We start from the raw sequence: 2,653 nt of genomic DNA, 5'->3' as shown, positions 1-2,653 counted from the left end.
TGCGCGCGCTCTTACTTCGGGGGAATATTTATTTGATTTGTTCATGGCTCCATCTTCTCAGATAGTGGAGCCTCCTCAAAACCCGGGGCGGTTCATTCTGCTAAACCTTGCCCAGATGCTCCTGTAAGAACTTAATGAAGTGCTGTGTTTTTGCAGGCAGTAATCGGGTTGCCGTAATAGCACAGGCAGATACCGGAGCCCCGCGCCATTGAGGTAGTACGCGACGCAATCGCCCACTGGCAATATCATCAGCAACAATTTTCTCCATCATCATGATGATGCCCATATCAAGTGTTGCTAAGCGACAAATCATTCCGACACTGTTAAGCGTAAATCGGCTGCCAATAGAGATTTTGGTAGTGTTTGTCCCATTGTGCAGTGTCCATGTGTCAGCCTTCATGATGCCCAGACATTCATGGTTTGCCAGATCAGCGGGTTTGGCAGGTTCTCCCGAGCGATCAAGATATCGAGGTGAAGCATAAAGATATGTAGGGAGCACGGCCAATGGACGTGCGATCAATTGGGAATTTTCTGGTTTTCCTATACGGATTGCCACATCGAAAGGTTCATTCACCAGATCGACCCACCGTGACGTGAGATCGAAATCAAAGACGATGCCCGGATAAAGTTTTGCAAATTCGGCGATCAAGGGTGCCATGTAGGTCACGGTAAAATCCACGGGCAGTGAAGCACGTAGCACGCCACTGGGCTGTGTGAGCATTTCGCTGAGTTGCTCTTGTGCGAGTTTGGCTTCATCGACGATACGCTTACAACGCTCGTAATAAATCTGACCAGCCTCGGTTAACGTTATCTTACGCGTTGTGCGATGTAAAAGGCGCAATCCAAGCGTCTTTTCCAGCGCACTAATCCGTCGCGATAGCGTTGAGTTTGGCATTCCGATAGCATCGGCAGCACCGCGAAAGCTCTTGGCCTTGACAACCTCTACGAACAGAGCCATGTCATTCAAAAATTTCATATCTAATGCTCCATTAATGAAGCAATGTTATCCAAAAAATAGTCTTTGTTCTATATAAGAAACAATGGACAATCCCACTCTCTTGTGGAAATCATCATGAAGAAAACAAGGGGGGTATTAAAAAGGAAGCGCGAAGTCACGCTGTTGAGATCTTCGATCTGGTATTTACCTTGCTTGCACCAGCAAACCTGCATCAGATTAGACAGGTGTTGACCATCACATGAGCGCACAAGATATCACTAGAAAACCTGATAATTGGTAAGGAAAAGACTGCTGATTCAGGGTGGATTTTCTAAAATTATGAAGATCCAAATGATTACTTATCAAGACTTCCTTCATTACCACGCCATTTATGATGGGTATTTTATTATATGTAGGAGATAAATATGATTGGGGCTATTCTGAAATTTAAAGGAAGTTTGATCAAGCGTATTATTTATGTAGTTACTATTACTCTATCAGTTATGTTGATAGCTGCGTGTAATCGTCCTGGGGTACAGGTTACAGAAAGAGAAAAGGAAAATTATGAAAAAATTGTTGCTGGTGAAATAATAGAGTGTCCATACGGGCTAGATGCTAATGGATCATGCCTTGATGAAGGTGATGACGGTATCTGGTAATTATGGCGGTTACTTTTTTGTAACAAAAAACCAGAGTAAGTTTTTTATCTGATTACACTCTTCCAAGATTCTTGGAATGTACTACTAAAGTAACCTTCTATAAGATCGATTCCATCTCATTACAATATAGGAGACAGGAATCGATCAAAAGTTCTGTTATTTATTCATACTGTAATGACCCAGTAATTTCCTGCTCAGATATTATTCTCCAATATATATGATCGAGTAGCCCAAGGGAATCTCACCTTCAGGCTCTCCCGCAACGGTACGTGAATCTCTCGATTCATACCGCTCCTATCGTTCAATCATTCCGGCCTAGGTGATATGCCAATGGGCAAAGCAGTCTGGCTGTCATTTATACAAATAGCTGCAACAGTATAGAAATAATTTCACTAACTTAATGATTTGTACAATACTCTGAAATTCTTAGCTGTAATAACCTGCATTTATAACTGGATCAACCTGCATTCAATGCGATTTTGAGCCAGTAATAACTGCATCTATCCACCCCCGCAAACCAGAGATAACTGCAAATGAACCTGCATTCAATCTAGCTGACCTGCATTTATCGGTGCAAACCAGGAATAAATGCGACGGACAAAAGATCGTCAATCCTGACGGTGTTTTCAAAAAATGATTTTTTGCACTTGATTACAAGCAGATATTCACGATCCATCTCCTTTGTCATTTTCAGAAGACGACTGCACCAATCAATGAGGCATAAAGCCTGTTGTGCATACGGCGTCGTAAATTCCCTAATTTATGCGACAATCAGCGCAAGCAAAATGGATATACCCGCGTGTATCCATATCCTCGAACTCAGAATTCTCTCGAATCAGACATCCTGCGGGTTGCCCATTTGACGATCAAAAGATTGGCGAATCATGCCCATGACGTAGGGAAGCTCATCCAGGCTGGACAAGCCGACTTCAACATCGCCATTGAATCGTCCCGGGTTTCGTGGAGGCTGTTTGGTTAAAGTCAAGCCACCGGAATGGCTTCCCTGGCGAATTGCCTATAGTAGTTTACCTCAGCTTCTGCGGGAGGGATGTAACCG

General features: G+C 43.3%; 3 protein-coding genes. 1 reads left to right on the top strand and 2 read right to left on the bottom strand.

Translation table 11 applies throughout. The features are described 5' to 3' along the window. Positions 1–100 precede the first annotated feature (100 nt). Positions 101–976 carry a LysR family transcriptional regulator gene (locus C8R14_RS13150; RefSeq protein ID WP_011634428.1) on the bottom strand — a complete coding sequence of 292 codons (876 nt, stop codon included), beginning with the start codon at positions 974–976 and terminating at the stop codon, positions 101–103. Between the two features lie 386 nt (positions 977–1,362). Here C8R14_RS13150 and C8R14_RS13145 point away from each other — a divergent pair, with 386 nt between their 5' ends. Continuing rightward, positions 1,363–1,596, top strand: a complete 234-nt coding sequence (locus C8R14_RS13145) for a hypothetical protein (RefSeq protein WP_041353494.1) — start codon at positions 1,363–1,365, stop codon at positions 1,594–1,596. An 835-nt stretch (positions 1,597–2,431) separates the two neighbouring features. Here C8R14_RS13145 and C8R14_RS13640 read toward each other — a convergent pair. Continuing rightward, positions 2,432–2,581: a hypothetical protein gene (locus C8R14_RS13640; protein ID WP_011634427.1), complete on the bottom strand. Its 150-nt coding sequence runs from the start codon at positions 2,579–2,581 to the stop codon at positions 2,432–2,434. Positions 2,582–2,653 lie beyond the last annotated feature (72 nt).

The sequence above is a fragment of the Nitrosomonas eutropha genome, assembly GCF_003201195.1.
Lineage (GTDB): Bacteria > Pseudomonadota > Gammaproteobacteria > Burkholderiales > Nitrosomonadaceae > Nitrosomonas > Nitrosomonas eutropha.
The sequence above is the reverse complement of the archived record's forward strand: the minus strand, read 5'-3'. Positions and strand labels throughout refer to the sequence as shown.